The sequence below is a fragment of the Desulfovibrio sp. SGI.102 genome, from assembly GCF_050314315.1.
In the GTDB taxonomy this organism is placed as follows: Bacteria; Desulfobacterota; Desulfovibrionia; order Desulfovibrionales; family Desulfovibrionaceae; genus Desulfovibrio.
The window spans coordinates 63236-80567 of sequence record NZ_JBNPNC010000003.1 but is presented as its reverse complement, the minus strand read 5'-3'; the positions used below and the strand labels follow the sequence as shown (position 1 = coordinate 80567).

11 protein-coding genes are annotated in these 17332 nt (G+C 64.8%); 4 read left to right on the top strand and 7 right to left on the bottom strand.

Going from position 1 to position 17332, the window contains the following annotated elements:
* Positions 1 to 125: 125 nt before the first annotated feature.
* Complete coding sequence (locus ACQRCJ_RS01530; protein WP_297138851.1) at positions 126 to 3155, bottom strand: hypothetical protein; 3030 nt, start codon at positions 3153 to 3155, stop codon at positions 126 to 128.
* Positions 3156 to 3302: 147 nt separating this feature from the next.
* Complete coding sequence (hydG, locus tag ACQRCJ_RS01525) at positions 3303 to 4697, bottom strand: [FeFe] hydrogenase H-cluster radical SAM maturase HydG (RefSeq protein ID WP_427799209.1); 1395 nt, start codon at positions 4695 to 4697, stop codon at positions 3303 to 3305.
* A 345-nt stretch (positions 4698 to 5042) separates the two neighbouring features.
* Here hydG and ACQRCJ_RS01520 point away from each other — a divergent pair, with 345 nt between their 5' ends.
* Positions 5043 to 6128, top strand: a complete 1086-nt coding sequence (locus ACQRCJ_RS01520; RefSeq protein WP_297159446.1) for a BMP family lipoprotein — start codon at positions 5043 to 5045, stop codon at positions 6126 to 6128.
* A 111-nt stretch (positions 6129 to 6239) separates the two neighbouring features.
* On the opposite strand, the gene ACQRCJ_RS01515 is transcribed toward ACQRCJ_RS01520, so the two are convergent.
* Positions 6240 to 6647, bottom strand: coding sequence for a hypothetical protein (locus ACQRCJ_RS01515; protein WP_168934489.1), 408 nt, complete (start codon positions 6645 to 6647; stop codon positions 6240 to 6242).
* A gap of 262 nt (positions 6648 to 6909) precedes the next feature.
* Here ACQRCJ_RS01515 and ACQRCJ_RS01510 point away from each other — a divergent pair, with 262 nt between their 5' ends.
* On the top strand, positions 6910 to 8112 hold the full coding sequence (locus ACQRCJ_RS01510; protein ID WP_204673862.1) for an MFS transporter: 1203 nt from the start codon (positions 6910 to 6912) through the stop codon (positions 8110 to 8112).
* 209 nt (positions 8113 to 8321) lie between these two features.
* On the opposite strand, the gene ACQRCJ_RS01505 is transcribed toward ACQRCJ_RS01510, so the two are convergent.
* The 4 genes from ACQRCJ_RS01505 to ACQRCJ_RS01490 form a co-directional block, all read right to left on the bottom strand.
* A complete protein-coding gene (locus ACQRCJ_RS01505; protein ID WP_300646201.1) occupies positions 8322 to 9407 on the bottom strand; it encodes a bifunctional methionine sulfoxide reductase B/A protein in 1086 nt (361 codons plus the stop codon).
* Between the two features lie 210 nt (positions 9408 to 9617).
* Positions 9618 to 10610, bottom strand: a complete 993-nt coding sequence (galE, locus tag ACQRCJ_RS01500) for a UDP-glucose 4-epimerase GalE (RefSeq protein WP_168934491.1) — start codon at positions 10608 to 10610, stop codon at positions 9618 to 9620.
* A gap of 180 nt (positions 10611 to 10790) precedes the next feature.
* Positions 10791 to 11237, bottom strand: coding sequence for a flavodoxin (locus ACQRCJ_RS01495; RefSeq protein ID WP_168934492.1), 447 nt, complete (start codon positions 11235 to 11237; stop codon positions 10791 to 10793).
* A gap of 556 nt (positions 11238 to 11793) precedes the next feature.
* Entirely contained in the window at positions 11794 to 13191 is a 1398-nt protein-coding gene (locus ACQRCJ_RS01490) for a radical SAM protein (protein WP_297159798.1), read from the bottom strand.
* Between the two features lie 155 nt (positions 13192 to 13346).
* On the opposite strand from ACQRCJ_RS01490, the gene ACQRCJ_RS01485 reads away from it, so the two are divergent.
* Together ACQRCJ_RS01485 and ACQRCJ_RS01480 are read left to right on the top strand one after the other, a co-directional pair.
* Positions 13347 to 13631, top strand: coding sequence for a hypothetical protein (locus ACQRCJ_RS01485; RefSeq protein WP_239463774.1), 285 nt, complete (start codon positions 13347 to 13349; stop codon positions 13629 to 13631).
* Between the two features lie 132 nt (positions 13632 to 13763).
* Positions 13764 to 17198 carry an AsmA-like C-terminal region-containing protein gene (locus tag ACQRCJ_RS01480; protein WP_427799208.1) on the top strand — a complete coding sequence of 1145 codons (3435 nt, stop codon included), beginning with the start codon at positions 13764 to 13766 and terminating at the stop codon, positions 17196 to 17198.
* The last annotated feature ends 134 nt before the right edge of the window (positions 17199 to 17332 follow it).

Sequence of the window (17332 nt, the reverse complement as noted above, 5' to 3'; positions counted from 1 at the left end):
CCTTGGTTTGGGCATCTGAACGGTCTGGATCCCCGTCCGAGCCCGGTTTGGAAACGTTTATGGATGTACTGGAATCAACATACGCGACCAGCCCCGCCATGGCAATAAGATTTTATAAAATAGATTCAACTTTTTTTGTCCTCCCCGAAAAGAACCGGGCAGGCCGGGGCTTCGCGGGGTTTTGAAAGGATGCATATGCGCGCCATGAGGCGCAGGTATTCCTTGCGCCTGTCAAGGAAGAAGGCCAGGGGTTTCGAGAAGTTGCGCCCAAGCAGGCCGTCCACCAGGAACTGGCTCACCTCCCGTTCGCGCATCAGCACCAGCTGGGCGCTGAGCAGCACGGCCCTGTCGGCCTCGGCCATGGAGCGCACCTTGTGCCGGAAAGCCTCCTGGGCGCGCGGCTGATAGAACCAGAAATACATCAGGTCCAGAGCGCAGATGATGAGGATGCGCTCCAGGCGCTGGGCCTCCTCACCGCCACGTCCGCGCAGGCCACCGGGACGGGCCAGGCAGATCAGGGCGTCCTCGCGGGGGAAGAGCAGCTCCAGCTGGGTGTAGCAGTCGAAGATGCGCTTGATGGTGCTCTCGTAGTCCCAGCGACGCATGCGCAGGTTCACCTGGCTGTCGGCGTAGCCCTCGATGATGGCTGCCACGGTGTCCGAGGCCATCTTGGAGATGACGGCCGCGCTGGGCACCAGATACAGATGGGGATCGGCGATGCCCCAGAGCAGCAGCAGGTGGAAAAGGATGAAGTCATACAGGGACGAGACCGGGATGGCCAGGGCACTGCGGAACAGGTTGCCGATGGCCGCCTCGCGGGGGAAGCCCCTGTAGACGTTGTGCGCGAAGATATAGAAACCATTGACGATGTTCAGCACGGTGAAGACCACCACGGGCTGTTCCGCCACTGTCACGCCGAAGCAGTCCTCCAGGAGCCAGACGCGGATCATCACCTCCAGCAGCAGCACCGAGATGCCCGTGTACATGAGCGAATCGCAGATGCGTTTGACGCTGACGTGCTCCTTCCAGTGGGTCAGGGTGCTGCGCTTGGCACCGCGGGCCGCCATGACCATCTGGACCACGTTGCGCACACCGGTGATGCCGAACCAGATGAAGGTGCCGAACCAGGCCAGGAACCACCAGTCCTGCGTATAGATGAAGGAGACGAAGGCCGGGATGAAGCCCAGCAGCACCTTGAGCCAGTTGCTCAGGCTGCTGTTGAGGTACTGGCCGTCGGGCCGGGCCTCCTCCCCCTGCGGCGCATCGGTCAGACCGTTACCGCGGAAGGGGCTCAGGCCGCCGAGGTTGACCATGTTGCCGCGGTTGCTGACGCGGCAATCCTCACTGGCCGCCCGCCACACGCGGCGGCGTTCCATGCCCAGATGGTCGCAGCCCGGCAAAAAGCGGAAATGGGCCAGCAGACGCTGCCCGGGCGAGGGGGTCTCCGGCTCGTTGTAGCGGATCTGCTCTTCCACCGGTGAATAGATGGGGATGGCAGACTGCTGGCTGCCCGACTTTTTCATGGCCAGCAGGGCCCGGCGCGGCAGCGTCTCCCGGATGGCCAGGCCCATGCCGTACGAGCGCGAACGGCTGGCCGAATTGCTGCCCAGGCGCGACTTGAGAGGCTCGTGGCGGTATGCGGCCCAGAGCTTGGGGATGTCGCGCAGGATGGCATGGAACTTTTCCAGGCGTTCGTCGTCGCCCGTCATCTCCATCTGCCGGATCATCTGGCGCACCATCTGCTTCATGCGCGGGGCAAGGCCCTGGTTGAGCACGCGCTGCAATTCGTTGATGGCCGCGATATTGTTGAGGTGCCCTTCCACCCAGCTCTTCATGTTGAAGAGCTCCAGATGGGTGATGCGCCCCTCGCAGTCCCAGAGCAGCTCCACCACGTCCTCCACGCTCAGGCCCTCGGTGCCCAGGATCAGACGGTTGCCCGTGGCAAGCCCGTTGAGATAGGCGGAAAGCTTCTGGGCGCTCATGCACATCAGTTCCGGCAGGTTGTCGCAGGCGCCCGGCTGCTCCGTATTGGGGATGCGCGGGTTGTGGCCGGGGTTCAGCCACAGGGCCTGCACATCGTCGGGGCCCAGATTGTCCAGACGCTGCAACTCTTCCATGGCCTCGGGATCGTCATGCCGGGCGCGCAGGATCTCGGCCCGGGCCCGCAGGCTGGGCTGGATGTGCTTGTGCAGGTATTCGGCCAGACGCAGCAGGGAGGCATGGCCACGCCCCACGAAGTCGAGGAACTCCTCCAGGCCCATGGGCGCCACGGATACTCCCCAGAGCTGCTCCAGACGGGGACGCTCGTCCTCGTTCCAGACTTCCAGGGTGTGCAGGGCCACTTCGCGCCGCCAGTGCAGCACTTCGCGCCCCTTTTCCAGCATCTCCCGCATCTGCGGGCTGCGCAAAAAGTCCAGGAAGCCCTTGCCGGAGCTGAAGCCGCGCGGCATCCAGACCAGATTCACGAAACGGTCATAGAAGGGCACGCTGAACTCCAGGCCGATACGCACGGAGATGCCCACGATGCCCGAAGCGTGGATGACCTCCGTGGCGGCCTCCAGATCCACACTGTTGTCGTAGACAACCGTGATGGAACGCAGGCCTTTGATCCAAGCGTCCATGATGAGGTGGGTGGGCGTTTTGCGGCCCTTGGTGTTCACGTCATAGACATGGTCGTCGAAGGCGAGCTGGTTCCAGGCTTCGGGCATCTCGGGCAGATGGTAGCGCGCCAGCATGCGGCGCACCACGCGCGGCGTGCCCAGGGCGGTGCTGCGGAAGTCATGGGCCAGCATGAGCTGACGGGTCTCGTCGCCGTGGGCGCGTACCATGTCCTTCATGATCTGCATGAGCGCACGGGCGGTATTGCGGCGCAGGGCCGAATGGGCGCTGGTCAGCACCTCGTCATACAGGGTCTGCAGGGCCAGCAGGCGGTCACGCGAGCCGCCGACCTCCAGATTGCGCAGCAGGTTGATGACGGCATAGGCCATGCGGGAGGCCGGAGAGGTGACCAGCTCCTTGATGCCGTGGGGATGCAGCTCGGGATTGAAAAGATTGTCCCGCGAGGGCACGTTGGGCGCTTCAAGGATACGATTGACCAGGACGAGGATGTCCCTGTCCTGCTTGTCAAAAAAGATACGGTCAGTGAGTTTTGCCACGGCGTCTCCCTTTTTTTCCTGTCTGTGGCCCGGGTTGGGCAAAACAGGATAACGGACTATGCCAACAAAAATAAAAAACCGCCACCGTCTGCCTTCTGGCAGTCGGTGGCGGCGGTTTCGCTGAAGAACGGCCCTGGCCGCTGCCTGTTAGATGAATTCGTCCATGCGGCCCGACTTGACCTTCTGCAACAGGCGTTCTGCCGCGCCGCGCTCCACATCGCTCATCTGCGGGAGCTTGCGGGCGATCAGGCGTTCACCCGCTTCGCGGGTAAAGGGCGTCGCGTAGTTGAGCAGGAACTCTTCAAAAGAGGCGATGGAGTTGGGGCTGCACTGGCTGCGCATGCCGCACTCGCGCACCATGCTCATGAAGTCCGCACCGCTGCGGCCCAAACGGGGACAGGCGGTACAGAACGAGGGCAGGTGCTCGGCCTCTTCCATAAGGAAGCGCACCACTTCGTCCAGATGGGTGTCTTCGCCCAGCGGGAAGGGGATGCCGTCGGGACCGGGCTTTTCGCTCCAGGTCTCGTAAGCGCTGCCCACGCTGCCCGTGAACACCTGGGAGACACCGCTGCTACAGGCGTCACGCCACAGGCCGGAAGGCTCACGCGTGGTGACGACGACGCCCGCATGGGGCACGGCCAGACGCATGATGGCCACGCAGCGCAGGAATTCGTCATCCGAAAGCGGATGCGGGGGCACGAACAGGCTGTCCGGCGCAGGACGCAGACGGAACATGCTGATGGTGTGGCCGCCGGCACCGAACAGGCGGTTGAGATGGGCCACATGCAGCATGGTGGCCAGCACATCGAACTGCCAGGGCGCAAGGCCCAGCAGCAGGCCAAGACCCACATCGCGCACACCGGCGCCCAGGGCCACTTCAGGCGCGTTGAGGCGCTTTTCGTAATGGCTCTTGGGCCCGGCCACATGGGCGGCCTTGTAGTAATCGGGATGGTAGGTATCCTGATAGATCAGGACGTTGCCCACGTCAGCATCCAGCAGCACGCTGTACTGGTCGGCATTCAGCGGCCCCACGTTGACGTTGACGCGGCGGACTTCGCCGTGACCGTCGAACACGGTGTACATGATGCTGATGGCTTCGGCCAGGTATTCCACATCGGCATTGGGCAGCTGGCCGGAGACCAGCACGATGCGCTTGTGGCCCTGACGGATCAGCTTGCCGGCGGCCTCGCGCATCTCGGGCGAGGTCATGTACTTGCGCTGGATGAGCGTATTGCTCTTGCGATTGGCGCAATAAAGGCATTCACTGCCGCAATGGTTCGAGATGTGCAGCGGAGCGGTCAGCACGATACGGTCACCATAGACCTTCTGCTTGACCGCATCCGCCGTTTTCATCATCAGGGCAACGTCTTCGGGATCCGTCACCCGCATGAGAGCCGTCGCTTCCTGAATGGTCAGTGACTTCAGAGCCAGAGATTTGTCCAGAATATCCCGAAGCTCCGCCTTGTCCGGTGCAGCCGTACGACTGAGCGCGTTTTCGATGAACCGGGTGTCAAGCCATGCAGGCAGCTCGTATGCAGACATAACGTATCCTTCCAAGCAATGTCCCAAGGAGTTGCATCCCGCCCCTGCGCAACCCATACGCAGGGACGAAACACGAGTACACGTTTCCTGAGCAGGAGACTTAGCACAAGTTTCACAGCTTGCCTAGTGCTTTTTTTCACAGAAAAATGCCCAACGACAGGAAAAAAGCCTCAAAAATAGCAGAAAATCTTTCATATTATTATTTTTATCATTTAAAAACAGCATGTTGTAAAATACAATCTTTTTACTATGCAAATTGTTCGATTACTCAATTTTTCTCCAAGCGGCTCCCCGGGCGCTTGTGGCCTCTCCGGCCCCCTGCTAGTATGCCGCCGGGAGCCTGACATGAAAAAATGCTTTGATATCACCCGGCTGCTGTGCCTGTCCGTCCTGTTGTCCGTTTTTTGTTTCTCCTCCGTCCTGGCGGCTCCGGCCGGCGAGGCCCCGGCCCTGCGCGTAGCTCTGCTGCTGGAAGATGCGGCCCCCGACCGGGGCTGGAACGATCTGCTGCGCCAGGGGCTGGAGCAGGCCCGGAAGGAGCTGGGCGTCCGCACGGCCGTCGTGGTGGCCCCGCCCCAGGGCAGCAACGGCCTGACGCAGGAGGGCATCTTCCGGGCCGCCGCCCGGCAGGCCGACCTCGTCCTGCTCTCCGGGGCCCGCTTGCACGAGATCTTGCGCAACAATGCCGCCAACTTCCGGCAGACGAAGTTCGGCTGTATCGATACGGGCATCCGCGCCGCCAACATCATGTGCGTGACCTTTGCCGACGAGCAGGCCGCCTTCCTGGCCGGTGCCCTGCTCTCCCAGCTGCACCGGCACGGCCTGCTGCCCGCTCCCCGGACACGCGCCGCCGGCGATGAACTGACCCTGGGCTGGCTGGCCGGGGAAGACGACCCGCAGCTGAAATCCATGCTCAACGGCTTTGTGGAAGGTGTCCGGCTGGAAAGCCCGGGCGCGCGCGTCATCAACGGCGTGGCAGGCAGCTACAGCTCTCCTGAAAAAGGCCGCGCCAAGGCCGAAGAACTGCTGGGGCTGGACATCAATGCCCTGGCCGTGCTGGCCGGGCGTGCGGGACTGGGCGCCGTGGAAGCGGCCATCGCCCAGGGGCGTCCCCTGGTGGGCGTGGACAAGGACCAGCAATTCCTGGCGCCCAAGCTCATGCTGACCAGCATCGTCAAGCGGGCCGACCGCGCCGTGTTCGAGATCGTCAAAGCCACCGCCCGGGGGGCCTTTGCCGGTAACGAGATCATCACCTATGACCTGGCCAACGGCGGCGTGGACATCGTCTCGCCCCAGGTCTGGGCACGCCATGCCGGTGTGCGCCTGCCCGCCGCCATCGAACGCCGCCTTGCCGAACTGCGCCTGGAGCTGACGCGCGGCGGCATCCGCCTGCCCTCCCTGCGCGACAGGACGCTCTGCAACTGCCGCTAGCGGAAAAGATCATCCGTCAAAAAAAGGCAGCCCTCCGGTCACCGGAAAGGCTGCCTTTTTTGCGGCACGCTCATGGCCGTGCTGCCCTGTCCGCCACAACGGCGGCCCGGATCAGAAGCGCAGCGTGAAACGGGGATCGTCCCCCCGCACCTCCACCTTGATGAAATCCGCCTGCTGGCCACGCGCCGGGCGGGCATCCCCCTCCAGCTCGAAGACATCACGCACCACCCAGAAGCGGTGCTTTTCGCCCGGCAGCTCCACGGACGCACCGCCGCCTACTTCCACATGCAGGTAGAACACGGGCTTCCAGGTCTCCAGGGTCACGGTCTGCTTGCTGTGCGGACCGAAGTTCACCCAGCCTTTCGTGACCCACACGCCGTCCGTGCGCAGATAGCGCAGGGCCAGGCTCCCGCCCAGGGCCTGGCTGTTGTCGATATGGATCTCCAGAGCTGCGGCCGGGAAGACAGAGCCCAGCAGCAGGGCCAGGGCAAACAGGCAGGAAACGATCTTTTTTGTCATGACGACCTCCGTATGCCGTTCCCCATACGCAAGCCCGGCGCAGGATGCAACGTCCGCGCCGCAGGAAAGCCGGGATATGCCGGGCTCCCGCTCTGAATCCCCAGGAGAGCGGACGGCCGGATCCGAGCAGGAGCAGCAGGCATGCCCGCCGGAGCTCCCCGCAAAAAAAACACTTTTCAAGGCGAGGCAATGCGCATAGATGTTGCCTGTGCGCTCAAACAGTCCTGTTGGAGAGCGCCAGTGCTTTCATCGAGGATACGTCATGGAACTGACCATCTCCACTCCCCGCCTGGCCGCGGCCCGCATCCTGCCGCGTACGCCCCGGGCCTTCTATCGTACCGCCATCAATGCCTTTTTCTTCGTCATGGGCATGGTCTTCGCCTCCTGGGCCGTCCGCATCCCGGACATCAAGGCCGCCCTGCAGATGAGCGACGCGGCCCTGGGCAGCGTCCTGCTGGCCGCCCCTCTGGGCGAGATGCTCTCCATCGCGCCCACGGCCTGGCTCATCGGCCGCTTCCGCAGCCGCCGCGTCATCATGCTGGGGCTCATGCTCATGCCCTGCGCCCTGCTCTCCCTGGCCCTGGCCGGCAGCCCGCACTGGCTGGCCGCGGCCCTGCTGGGCTTCGGCTTTGCCAACAACATGCTCAACATCTCCCTCAATGCCCAGGCCGTGGGTGTGGAGACCCTTTACGGCCGCAGCATCATGGCCACCTTCCACGGCATGTGGAGCCTGGGCGGGGTGGCCGGCTGCATCATCGGCTCCATCGTGGCGCCGCTGGGCGTGGCTCCCCTGCCCCACTTTGCCGCCATCCTCGTCATCACGCTGGCGACGCTGTGCTGCCTGCGCACCTGGACCATGCCCCGGGAAGTGCGCATCGGCGCCGCAGCGCCCGAAAGCGGGAAGCGCTCCTTCCGCCCCGACCTCTATCTGACCCTGCTCGGTTGCATCGCCCTGGGCAGCATGGCCACGGAAGGCGCCATGTATGACTGGAGCTCCGTCTATTTCGCCCAGGTGGTCCAGCCGGGCGAGAGCCTCATCCGCGCCGGCTACCTGGCCTGCATGTGTGCCATGGTCACGGGCCGCCTGCTGGCCGACGGTCTGGTGAACCGCTTCGGGGTCACGCCCGTGCTCCAGCTGAGCGGCCTCTGCATCGCCGCCGGTCTGAGCCTGGCCCTGCTCTGGCCCGACCTGCTGCCCGCCACGGCGGGGCTGGCCCTGGTGGGCTTCGGCATGGCCTCCGTGGTGCCGCTCTGCTACAGCCTGGCGGGCAAGTCCACGCGCGTGCCGCCCAGCGTGGCCATCTCGCTGGTCTCGTCCCTCAGTTTCCTGGGCTTTTTGGGCTGCCCGCCCATGGTGGGCTTCCTTTCCCATCAGTTCGATCTGCGCTGGGCCCTGTCGCCCATCGTGGTGGTGGGTGTGGCCATCTTCTGCCTGGCGCCGCTGGTCCGGCGCATCAAGGCCTAGAAAGGGGCCTTGTCCGGCGGGAGGATCTCCGTTGTCTGGCGAAAAAGGAGCCCCTTCCTCCGCACAGCATCAGGCACAAAAAACGGCAGCCCTTCAAGGGAGATGGCGCAAACCCAATTCCGCCTTCCCTGAAAACAAAAAACACGAAAAGGCAGGCACACCATCGCGGCGTGCCTGCCTTTTGTTTTTATGGGGATGCGGCCAGTTCCCTAGCGCGGGCTGCCGTCAGCACGGCGCTCGAAGCGGGGCACGGCCAGATGGCAGCCGCCCCGGCCCGTGCGGCGGGCAAAATCCTGATGGTAGGCCTCGGCCTCGTAGAAGGCCCCGGCCTTTTCCAGACGGGTCACCACGTCATAGCCCAGACCGCGCAGCTCATCCATGAGCTTCTGGGCCGTCCGCTTCTGGGACTCGTCCAGCCAGAAGATGGCGGAGCGGTACTGGCTGCCGACGTCCGGGCCCTGCCTGTCCAGCTGGGTGGGATCGTGGACCTCGAAAAAGCGGCGTACGATGGCCTCATAGCTGATCTTTTTGGGATCGAAGCGCACCAGCACGGCTTCGGCATGGCCGGTATCGCCCCGGCAGACATCCTCATAGGAAGGCCGGTCGGTATGGCCGCCCGTGTAGCCGGAACGCACGTCCACCACACCGGGGAGCTTGCTCAGGGCATCTTCCACGCCCCAGAAGCACCCGCCCGCCAGCACGGCCACCTGGGTGTTGCGCACCTGCTCGTACAGGGCCAGGCCCAGCTTTTCCTTTTCGCTGCCCGCAGGGGCGAAGCGCATGGACAGGGAGTTGACGCAATGGCGGGTGTTCTTGGCCGTCAGGCCTTCGCCCTCAAAAACATGCCCCAAGTGGGCGCCGCAGTGCTCGCAAACGATCTCCACCCGGTGGCCGTCGGCATCGGGCTGGCGGCGCACCATGCCCGGCAGGGCATCGTCGAAGGCGGGCCAGCCGCACCCGGAATCGAACTTGTCCGAAGAACGGTACAGGGCCACGCCGCACTGGCGGCACAGGTAGGTCCCGGCGGCCGTGTTTTTTTCGTACTCACCGGACCACGGGGCTTCCGTGGCCTTGCGGAGGATGATGTCCGCTTCGCGGGGCGTCAGGGGCGGCACCGCGGCATCACCGCGGGCAATGATCCGGAATCCGTCATTATTCATGGGGGCTTTCTCCCGTAAGGGGTCAAAGGTGGGGCGGGAAAGTTCCGCAGCCGCGGCACCGGTCCCGGAAAGGACCAGGGCCAGCATCAGGATGAAAAAGGAAAAGGCGCGTCGCGCGCAGGGATAGCCGTACATGGCACCTCATATCAGTACAAGTTATCAATATTAAGATAGCGGCGCCTCAAAAGAAAAGCAAGCCCGCACAAGGCCATAAAAAAAGGGAGGCTCATGCCTCCCCGGATAAAACATTGTCTTTTCTGGCAGGCCAGCCTGCCACTACCGTCCTTTGCACGGCTCCTCCGCCACAGGAACGGCGCATGGCGGACGCCCCGCCAGGATGCCGTCTTACTGCCGTTCGCCGTAACCGTGCGGATGTTCCCGGTGCCAGCGCCAGGCCGATTCGATGATGGCCTCCACACCCAGCTGCGGCTGCCAGCCCAGCACCTGCTGCGCCTTGCGGGCGGAAGCCACCAGACGGGCCGGATCGCCCGCGCGCCGCTGCCCCATGACCACGGGGATCTCGTGACCGGTCACCTTGCGGGCGCAGTCCACGATCTCGCGCACGGAAAAGCCCTGCCCGTTGCCCAGGTTGCAGATGAGGTCATCACCGCCGCGCTGCAGATGATCCAGGGCCCTCATATGGGCGTCCACCAGGTCGGTGACGGCGATGTAGTCGCGGATGCAGGTCCCGTCGGGCGTAGCGTAATCATCACCGAAGATGGTGATATGCGGCCGCCGGCCCAGCGGCACTTGCAGGACCAGGGGGATGAGATGGCTCTCGGGGCTGTGGTCCTCGCCGATGCTGCCGTCGGCCAGGGCCCCGGCCACATTGAAATAACGCAGGGAGACATAGCGGATGCCATGGGCCACCGAGACCCAGCGCATCATGGCCTCCATCATCAGTTTGCTGTGCCCGTAAGGATTGGTGGGCCGGGTGGGGGCATCCTCGCTGATGGGCACGCTGTCGGGCTCGCCGTAGACCGCCGCCGAGGACGAGAACACGATGCGGCCCACGCCATGACGGACCATGGCTTCCAGCAGGCTCTGCATGCCGCCCACATTATTGTTGAAGTACTTGAGGGGATCGACCATGCTCTCGCCCACCTGCGAATCGGCGGCGAAGTGCATGACGCCGTCGATGCGGAAACGGCGGAAGATGCCGTCCAGACAGGCGGCATCGCGGATGTCGCCCTGCACGAAGGCAGCCTTGCCCGCCACGGCGGCGGCATGGCCCGTCTGGAGATTGTCCACCACCACGACTTCCTGCCCGGCCGCTGCCAGGGCATGGACCGCGTGGGAACCGATATAGCCCGCACCGCCGCAAACAAGAATCGCCATACAGACCTCCACAACAAAGATGATGGCGGCACGCTACGATGTTTGCCTGCGGCTGGCAAGGCCCGGGATGCCCAAGGCCTCTTGAAGGCGGGACAGGACATAAAAGAAGCGCGGAGTCCATGGCCAGACTCCGCGCAAGGCACAGGACGCGCCCCGGCGAAGGCCGGGGTCCCTTTGCGGCTACAATGCTGCCAGAACAGCAGCCGCAAATTCCTGCACGGCATCAGGGGCATCGCTGACGGTACCGTCCACTTTCAGCCCCTCAGCCACGATCTGCGCACCCAGGTCCTTGCCCTTGGCCTCGATGGCGTCCACCGCACCGCAAAAATGCGTGTAGGAACTGTCGCCGGAGGCAAACGCCGACAGTTTGACGCCCGAAAGGCCCATGGCTTCCATGTTCTCATAAAGAGGGATGAAATCGTCCTGCAGCTCCAGCTCGTCGTCACCCCAGGCGGAGCAGCCCAGCAGCACGGCATCATAGCCTTCGGCCAGACCGTCGGCATCCACGTCGGCGGCGTTTTTCAGCGTGACGTCATGGCCTGCGGCGGCGATGATCTCTTCCAGTTTCTGGGCGATGCCCTCGGTATTGCCGGTGCTGGAACCAAAAACGATCAGGACTTTGCTCATGACAACTCCCTGGCGGCATGGCCGCCGTTGGATGTTTAGAAAAAGAAATTCAATTTCAAAAAGAAGCTATAGAAGAACAGGACGTGCGTCAAGCAAAAGACCGTCTCCCGACGAAAAATATTTATCTCCGACTAAAAACATCCTTTTTCCCATCAAAAACATCCCGCCCGGGAAACAGGCTGGAATATCCGCCCGTTATCCGTACCTGCCCTGAGCCTGTCCGTTCACCCGGGATCCACGCCTCCGTCGCCTCACGGATGAGCCTCCCGTCCGCGTGCTGCACCGTCCGCCCCTGCGCCGTTCCTGACGATGCCATGCTCCGGAAGCCGTCTTGCCGTTACTCCGGGCAGCGTCCTCTCTTTTAGGCACGGGAGACGCTCGCGCTCTCCCCTTCCCCGATGACGAAACGAAATCGCTCCCCGCAAGCCGAAGACGGGGACCTGCCACCCGCACCGGAGCAAAAGTTTTACGGGGAGAGGGGGCCCGGGGGAGGGGGACGCTTTTTCAAAAGCGCCCTCCTCCCCCGGGAAACAGCAAACCTCCCTCCGCCCAAAAACTATGCTCCAGCTTCCGCGTCCGCCTCCCCGGCGGCATCTTCCGAAGCGGGCCCGGCAAGGGGCGCGTCGGCCACGGAAAGATCAGGCATCTGCCACTGCCCGGGCAGGGGGGCCGTAAGCTCGGCCTTCTCGCCCACATAGGGGTTGAAGTAGCCGAAGCGCAGCCAGGGGCAAAGTTTTTTCAGACGCTTCATGAACAGGCTGAGGCCCATGATGGGGCCGTGGTCGATGCCGCGCATGAGGCCCAGATACCATTCGGGGTCGATGTTGAGGTTACGCCACTGGATCATGCTCACGCCGTTCTCGCCCACCAGACGGGCCAGGGCTTCCAGCTCGCCTTCGCTGTCGGTGACACCGGGGAAGAAGAGCAGGTTCAGCGAGACCCAGAGACCGTTCTTCCGGGCCACGGCGATGGAGCGGCGCACGTCGTCGAAGCTGTAGCCGTGGGGGCGGTAGTAGCGCTCGTAGACTTCGGGCCGGGCGCTGTTGAGGCTGACGCGGATGCTGGAGAGGCCCGCCTGGGCCAGACGCTCCACGGCCTCGGTGCGGGAGGCGTTGGTATTGCAGTTGACCGTGCCCACGCCGCCCCGGCTGCGGAACAGGCGCACGCTTTCCACCAGCAGGTCGGGATTCATGAGGGGATCGCCCTCACAGCCCTGCCCGAAGGAATAGATGGGCGTCTTCGTCTCGCGACCGGCATGGAAGCTCATGACTTCCACCAGTTCCTCGGGGGTGGGGGTGAAGGTCAGGCGGCACTGGGGCGTCACGTTGATGGGCGAATCCTTGTCCTGCTCGGAGATACAGCCCACACAGCGGGCATTGCAGGTGCGCGAGCTGGGCAGGGGCGCCTCGAAGCGGCCCAGGGCAAAGTTGCGGGCCGCCGGGCAGTCGTACTTCATGACGCAGTCTTCGAGGATGTGGCCCACCAGACGGTTCTTGGGGAACTGGCGCAGCAGGGCCCGCACGTTCTTTTCGATGCGGGAACGCGGGATGTGGCGGAACTCCTGACGCTGGTCGGCATCCACCTTACGGGCACAGATGTAGAAGCGCCCCTTGGCGAAGCCCACGGCGCCATAGGCGAACAGGGGCAGCAGGGGGGCGTCGGCATCGCTGGTGTAGGCCGGATGGGCGGAGAGCGTATGGGCCGGTGCGGCAAAGGCGGCCACGGCCAGATCCTCGGTGCACTCTATCTCGCCGGTCTCGGGGTTCAGGCCCACGGCCCGGCGTCCGGGCAGGAGGAAGAGCTCGCTCTCCTCGGGCAGGGGCATGAGTTCGTCAGGACGGGGCGTGCCCCATTCCTCGCCGCGGCGGCAGACCATGAGCAGGTCGGGATCATCATAGATGTTGCCCTGGGCATCGGCCATGACCATATGCGGTTCGATCTTTGCTGTTGCCATTTTCCTTCCTTGCGGCATCTTGCCCTGCCGCGTCCGAATGTATATAAGCGGAGCTGCGGCCAGCCCCGGAAACATGGGCACGACGGCCGCCAGAATATCCGCGAGGCCGCCCCATGTTTTCCCTGATGCTCTTTATTTTTCTTTGTTTTCTCGGCATGCTTGCCGTACAATTCTACATGCTGCGCAGCCAGGAACGCCTGAACCGCGCCCTGCGTGACGAACACGCCCAGATGCGCGTGCTGCTGCGCGCCATGGAAGCCCGCCTGGATGCCCTGGGCTGCCCTGCCCCCAAACTGGCCGAAACAGCCGTGCAGGCCACGCCTGCCGCACAGGATCCCCTGCTGCATCTGAGCTTTGATGCGCCTGCGGCCAAGAAGGCCGCGCCCCGCACGCCGGTGGTGGACCCGGGTCTGGACCTGCACATGGACAGCAGCCGCTAGGGCTGTTCCGTTTTTTGCCCGGAAGCGGGCTTTTCCCTCCGGCGGGGCTTTTGTCGTGCCTTCCGCGCACGCCGCGACAGCGCTTCGTCAACCTAGCCTTGCCCCTTTTCATCGTCAAGCAGCCTTCCTGCCATGCCCGAACCATCCCGCCGCCTGCGTCTTTTCCTCCGCTGTCTGGCAGCCCTGCTGCTGGGCATCCTGTTGCTGGCCGGCGCGGCCATGGTCTATGTGCAGCACAATTCCGTCGCCATCACCCATGCCCTGCTGGAAGACTTTACCCAGCGTACGGGCCTCCACCTGCATGTCAGGTCCATCGGCCTTTCCTGGCTGCCTCCGGCCATCCAGGCCGATGACGTGCGCATCCGCATCAAGGAGCTGGACATCTCCGTCCGCACGGCCCGCCTGCGCCCCCGCCTGACCGCCCTGCTGCAGGGACGGCTGGAACTGGAATACGTGGCCCTGCAGAATCCCGTGCTCTCCGGCAGCCTCCCGCTGCCCACGCTGGACCTGCGCAAGCTGGGCTCCGCCGCCGGGGGCGGCAGCGGCGATACGGGAGGGCTGGCCCGGCTGGACGGCCTGCTGCCCGGTACCCTCCAGATAGAGATAGACCAGGGCAATTTCTCCTTCCAGGCCCAGGACGCTTCTTCCCTGCGCGCGGGCAACCTTTCCTGCGTGCTGCATCTGCGCGGTCTTCAGGACGTGCGCGGCAAGCTGCAGGCAGGTCTGATCCGCAACCTGGCCGCCGGGGAAGAGATCCCCGTGCTCGACCTGGAAAACCTGCTCGTGGAAGGCCGCAGCCGTCCGCTTCGTTTTTTGAGCGATACGCCCCGCCTGCGCCTGCGTACCCTGCTGCATCTGCCGCCCCACCTGCCCCGCGTACGCATGAACCTCGATTTCACGGCCACGGCCGCGGGCTGGCAGCTGGATCATGACATCCAGGGCGACCTGATGCAGGACGACGAGCCCATCCCCTTTGCCGTGGCCGGCCGCCTGCTGCAGGACAGGAACGCGCCGCAGGCCTCGGTACGGCGCATGCTGCGCGAGGTCTTCCTGCCCGATCCGCAGGAGTTGGCCGCAGCCGGAAAGGAAGGTCCCGCAACGGCTCCTGCCCCGTCCGCCCCCCGTTCACCGGCCGCTGATGCCGCCGCTGCAAAGACAGTTCCCGCACCCCAGGTGGCCCCCCAGCCCGATCTGCCCGCTGCGGGAGGGACGCGCCCGCCCGTGCGCCTGGAACGCATCCGGCTGGAACTGGGCGAAGACAGCGCCACCCTCGACGGCAACCTGATCCTCGACAAACAGCGGGGCCCCGTCCTCAACGGCAGCCTGCAGGCCCACCGCCTGAGCCTGACACGCTGGCTGGGCTTTGCCCGTGATCTGGCCCCGGGCCTTCAGATGGCCCTGGACAACATCACGGACAGTCTTCTGGAATTCGAACTGGATGCTGAAGGCCTGCGCGTGCCCTATATCGTGGCCCATGCCTCGGGCTCGCGCTTTACCGGTTCCGGCGGCGTGGCCCGCTGGGCCGAGCCGGTGGTGGCCCTTGACCTGACCGCCCCGGAAGTAACGCTGGGCCGGGCCATCCCGGAAGCCGTGGGCACCCTGCCCCTGCAGGTCTATTTCCCGCACGGGCCCCTGACCAGCCTGCGGGCCTCGCGCTCCACGCCGCTGCCGCCGCCCGATCCCGCCACGGACCTGGATATCGGTTATGACATCCGCCTCAATGCCCGCACCGTGCATTACGGCCCTGTGACCATCACCGGCGCGGCCGTGGTCATCGAACCCGGCACCCCCGACAAGGCAGGCAACGGCACGGCCGTGATCCGGGCCACGGGCGACTTTTACGAAGGCCGCCTCAAGGGCCGCTGCGCCATCGGCGGGCCTTCGGACATGCCCACCTTCGACATCGACCTGCGCCTGGACAAGGTCCACGGCAGCAAGCTGGTCAGGGATTTCGACCTCATCCCCGTACGGCGCGGCATGCTGTCCGCCCAGACGGCCATCACCAGCCGGGGCAGCGACCTGGACGTGTTCCTGAAGAGCATGCGCGGCACGGTCACGGCCGACGGCAGCAAGGGCCTGCTGCCCGCCGGAGGCAAAAAGAGCCTGCCCTTCGAAAAACTCTCGCTGCGCCTCGACCTGCAAAGCGCCCGCCGCGACCTGCGTCCCACTCCGGCCCGGGCCGGTTTCGAAGGCCGCTGGACGGCCTCGCTGGAGGGTGAGGATCTTTCCCTGACCCAGAAGCTGGACGGCCTCGTCTGGTTCGGCGGCAAGGAGTTCGTGGCCTGGCAGGATCTGCCCGGTTCCCTGCGCCTGCACCTGCCGTCCCTTGAAAAGGATCTGCTGCCCCAGGGCATGGATCTGGATGCCGACGGCGTGTTCAGCTGTGCGGGCCCTGCCGGGCTGAAGCTGAAAAAGGCCACGCTCTCGGCGCTGGGCCTGCAGCTCAAGGGCGATCTGGACGTCAGCAACGGCCGCAGCGGCCTGACCTGGGGCGGGAACGTGGACCTTGCCGCCCGCGACCTGAAGCACAGCCTCCGGCAGATCCGGGGCAGTGCGCCCGCCTCCCTGCCCGCCTCCCTCAACAGCCTGCGCCTCAAGGGCACGGCCTCCGGTACCCCGGACAGCCTGCGCCTCAAGGACCTGCGCTGCAGCCTGGGCTGGCAGCAGGTGGACGGCGAAGCTGCCGTGAACTGGAGCGGCACCCCGCAACTGGACCTGCGCCTGCATGCCGCGGACTTCGATCTGGACCGCCTGCTGGCGGAGATGTTCCCCGACCAGGCCCGCAGCAAGGGACGGAGCAAGGCCCCGGGCGCTCCCTGGGACCTGCGCTTCATGAAGGCCTTCGATGCCCAGGGGAGCCTGAGCGTGGACAGGGTGCGCTTCATGCGCCTGCGCATGCAGCAGATGGCCACCCGCTTCAGCCTCAAGGACGGCCACCTTTCCGTGCCTGCGCTGGAAGGCAACTTTTACAATTCGCGCCTGCGTGCCTCGGGCGACTTCCGCTTCGACCGGGGCCTGAGCTACACCACCAAGGTCAGGGCCCTGAACATCAACCTCGACGCCGCCAGCAACGACCGCAACGACAAGCGCGCCGTGCGGGGGCTGGCCTCGGTGGAATCGGAGATGAGCGCCCACCTGACCGGCAGCGGCCAGATGCCCGCGGCCCTTTCCGGCACCTGGGGCGTGGCCATCATCAACGGCAGCTACCAGAACCGCGACAAGGCCGGGCGGCCCGGCGGCAAGCCCACCCGCTTCCAGCGCCTCAGCGCCTCGGGCAACATGCAGGGCGGTGTGGCCCGCAGCAGCAACATCTTTTATCAGGATGCCGAGATGCGCGTGCGCGGCGGCGGCCGCATCGACTTCAACAACGAAGACCTGGACTGCAACCTTTTCGTCAAGACCGACCGCATGCAGGAATTCCCCGTGCGCGTGACCGGCAAGCTCCATGATCCCAAGACCTCGGTCAGCGCAGGGACGGCCATCCTCTACGCCGTCACCAGCCTGACCCACGGCATCTTCGAGCTGCTGGGCGGGGTCATGGAAGGCACCTGGAACCTGTTCCGCTGATCCCGCGTCCCGGCCTTTTTCGTTCCGGTCCCACCGGCCTTCCCCTGCCGGAAAAGGCCTTGCACTTTCCCCGCCCCCGTTGACAGAACCGCCTGCAAAGGGTAGACAGGCTCTATCTGTTCTTTTTTGCACAA

Excerpts from the sequence above, each read along its gene's own strand:
- hydG (WP_427799209.1), bottom strand. The coding sequence starts at position 4,697 with ATGTCTGCATACGAGCTGCCTGCATGGCTTGACACCCGGTTCATCGAA.
- ACQRCJ_RS01520 (WP_297159446.1), top strand. The coding sequence starts at position 5,043 with ATGAAAAAATGCTTTGATATCACCCGGCTGCTGTGCCTGTCCGTCCTG.
- ACQRCJ_RS01515 (WP_168934489.1), bottom strand. The coding sequence starts at position 6,647 with ATGACAAAAAAGATCGTTTCCTGCCTGTTTGCCCTGGCCCTGCTGCTG.
- ACQRCJ_RS01510 (WP_204673862.1), top strand. The coding sequence starts at position 6,910 with ATGGAACTGACCATCTCCACTCCCCGCCTGGCCGCGGCCCGCATCCTG.
- ACQRCJ_RS01505 (WP_300646201.1), bottom strand. The coding sequence starts at position 9,407 with ATGTACGGCTATCCCTGCGCGCGACGCGCCTTTTCCTTTTTCATCCTG.
- galE (WP_168934491.1), bottom strand. The coding sequence starts at position 10,610 with ATGGCGATTCTTGTTTGCGGCGGTGCGGGCTATATCGGTTCCCACGCG.
- ACQRCJ_RS01495 (WP_168934492.1), bottom strand. The coding sequence starts at position 11,237 with ATGAGCAAAGTCCTGATCGTTTTTGGTTCCAGCACCGGCAATACCGAG.
- ACQRCJ_RS01490 (WP_297159798.1), bottom strand. The coding sequence starts at position 13,191 with ATGGCAACAGCAAAGATCGAACCGCATATGGTCATGGCCGATGCCCAG.
- ACQRCJ_RS01485 (WP_239463774.1), top strand. The coding sequence starts at position 13,347 with ATGCTTGCCGTACAATTCTACATGCTGCGCAGCCAGGAACGCCTGAAC.
- ACQRCJ_RS01480 (WP_427799208.1), top strand. The coding sequence starts at position 13,764 with ATGCCCGAACCATCCCGCCGCCTGCGTCTTTTCCTCCGCTGTCTGGCA.